The following is a 2,674-nucleotide window of genomic DNA, read 5'->3' on the forward strand; positions in this document are numbered from 1 at the left end:
GGGTAAGCCCGGGTCCGCTGATTTGTATTATAATACGTTGATTACCACACAGGACGACGTCTCTGATATTCAAAGGAATGATACCGGTATCGGATTCCGTTATTTTCTGCCGCGGGATTGGAACCTCGGGGCAGACATTGATTTTCTTTCAAATACAGAACAGTCGCTGGACTTACGGACCACGGGAAAGATTGGTCTTGGGAAATTTCTTAAACGAACGAATTCTTTATATTGGAATGTGACCGGAGGGGTAGCGTTCACCGCGGAAACCTATTCCCCGGTCTTTGATCCTGAGGATGGGGCAAGTACTACCGCACCCAGCAGGAGGTCTATGGAAGGTTTTATTGTCAAGGACCTGTATATCCCGGGCGTGCATATATCAGGGAGCAGGCCGAAGGACACTTCAGGTGATTCATTTTTGCTGCTCATAGGTAAATGGCGTTAGAATACTAATCATTGGGGTTTGTTCGTATTCAAACCAATCTGTTATCTTTATTCAATGCACAATCGAAACAGGTGATACATTTTCTTAAAATTTTTAAAAAATGAAACAAATACTCGCTCTCACCTTCCTCGTTGTTTTGCAATTTGCTGTGAGTTGCAAAGACGGAACCAAAAAAGACCGGGAAGTTCAAAGCACTGCAGATGTCTGGAAGATTGATTTCCAGGATGACTTTGAAACGTTTAACCCGGACAATTGGCAGGATCAGCGGATTTGGGTGAACAATGAAAGTCACTGCTATGTGCCCGATGGGGAATTGGGTACCCGGGAAGTAAGTGACGGTACACTGAAGATTAGAGTGGTTAATATTGGTGAAAAACGCCCTTGCGACAATCTGGATAAGAATGGTGCTCAACACCCGGATACGGAATATATCGCCGGGCGCATCTGTTCTAAAAATCGTAAAGAGTTTGTGAAAGGCAGGTGGACAGCGCGTCTGAGGCTATCCAGTAATGGGGAGGCAAGCATGTTCCCGGCCTGGTGGTTGCTGGGTGCCCGAAACAACGAATCTCCAGTACAGGAAGAAGATGAGAGTATTTGCTGGCCCCTAACAGGATCTGGCGAGATAGACATCTTTGAACATCACGGGGACCATATGAAAGATGAGTTTACCACAGGGGCCATTGTGAGTTTAGGCGAATGCGACAAAGGAGACTGGGAGAGTAAACGCAGAAATTTTCCGGCCACCCTCAATGACTTTCACGAATACTCCGTTGAATGGGACAAAAGCGACCTGGTGTATCGACTGGATGGGAAAGAAGTCTACCGCAATGAAGGGGAAGGAGATAAATATCCCGAGCCAATGTTCGCTATATTAAACTTCGCGAAAATCACCGACTCGCCCATGACGGGTGAATGGGTTATGGAGGTAGACTGGGTAAAGCATGAATCCAGAAACTGATTGAACATCTCAAGGTTAGACCATGGAACGAATCCCAGCCCGGCCACTACCAATCCATTTGTGAATGTGGGTTAAGAACTTGTCAGAGGTATCCTTCGAAACAATTGTAGACTGCTTCCTGGAAGCGTTTGATAATTATTACGTCAAAATGCCTGTCGACAGGGGGTATTACAGACAGCGGTGGAAGGCCGCCAAAGTCGATTTTAACTGCTCATACGGTATGTTTGACAAGGACCTCCTGGTCGGGTTTATTGTTCATGCCGTTGACCAGCGACAGGGACGCCGCACTGCCTTCAACACGGGTACGGGAGTCATTCCCGGGTACAGGGGTAGGGGAATAGTCAAATCTATATATTCCTATGCCTTTAATGATCTGGCTGCAAAAGGTATTGAGAAAAGCAGTTTGGAAGTTATCTCAGAAAACGAAAGGGCCCTTGCTGTGTATAAGGGGGTGGGTTTCGAGATTTGTAAAACATACAAGTGTTTCAGCGGTACTCTTACCCTGGATTCTTCGTCGTCTCATGATTTAAGGGAAGTAGACTTGATCGATGTGGAGTGGTCCCGCTTGCCAAATCAAGAATTCTATTCCTGGGACAATCAAAAAGAATCGATAACGGGAGGTGATTTCAGGTACTTTGAAGTTATCCACAATGACCAGCCGGAATCTTTTTTTATAATAAACCCGGACCTGAACTACGTGGCTCAATTTGACCTGTTCAAGGGCAATACCGGGGCGTGGAATCGGCTCTTCGGGGCTATTCAAGTTATCTCGGAGACTATTAGAATCAATAACATAGACGAAAGACTACGAGATAAAGTGAATCACGTCATTTCCTTTGGATTGAATAATACGGTAGATCAATTCGAAATGGAATTAGATATAGTAGGGGTTTAGAGATTTGAAAACCGGAATTAGGTAATTTCTTTGAAACCCTTCCACCGTATATTCAGACCTTTAGAACCCAAAGGGTATCCATACAGAACAAAGAGGGTAAGCGAAGACGACCACTAGCTTCGGGCTTTTCCATCAAATACATACATAGAATAACAGGAAATAAACCCCATTTGTTTAATACCCGTTTCAGGCTTCTGAGGCCCTACAGGTGATCGGATATCTCCGCTAGTGCTGTAACAATGAATCAGGAGGAACATCTTTGAAAAGAATCTCCGAATACATTTTTCTTTTTAAGAGACCATTTTTGGTGGGATAGATAATCTTCATAACATGAAAGGAAATTGCCAGAACCGTTCTTTTGGTCACCCCTATATTT

Annotated in this window: 3 protein-coding genes; all 3 read left to right on the top strand. The window is 44.6% G+C overall.

The genetic code is table 11. From position 1 onward, the window contains the following. The coding region (locus tag WBV75_RS03560; RefSeq protein ID WP_424119283.1) for a DUF481 domain-containing protein at positions 1–445 on the top strand (445 nt) is incomplete at its 5' end. Between the two features lie 100 nt (positions 446–545). Next, positions 546–1,403 (top strand): glycoside hydrolase family 16 protein, encoded by an 858-nt coding sequence (locus WBV75_RS03565; RefSeq protein WP_424119284.1) that lies wholly within the window; start codon positions 546–548, stop codon positions 1,401–1,403. A 64-nt stretch (positions 1,404–1,467) separates the two neighbouring features. After that, on the top strand, positions 1,468–2,298 hold the full coding sequence (locus tag WBV75_RS03570) for a GNAT family N-acetyltransferase (RefSeq protein ID WP_424119285.1): 831 nt from the start codon (positions 1,468–1,470) through the stop codon (positions 2,296–2,298). Positions 2,299–2,674: the final 376 nt, after the last annotated feature.

Source organism: Robiginitalea sp. (assembly GCF_049588695.1).
GTDB lineage: Bacteria > Bacteroidota > Bacteroidia > Flavobacteriales > Flavobacteriaceae > Robiginitalea.

Excerpts from the sequence above, each read along its gene's own strand:
- WBV75_RS03570 (WP_424119285.1), top strand. The coding sequence starts at position 1,468 with ATGTGGGTTAAGAACTTGTCAGAGGTATCCTTCGAAACAATTGTAGAC.
- WBV75_RS03565 (WP_424119284.1), top strand. The coding sequence starts at position 546 with ATGAAACAAATACTCGCTCTCACCTTCCTCGTTGTTTTGCAATTTGCT.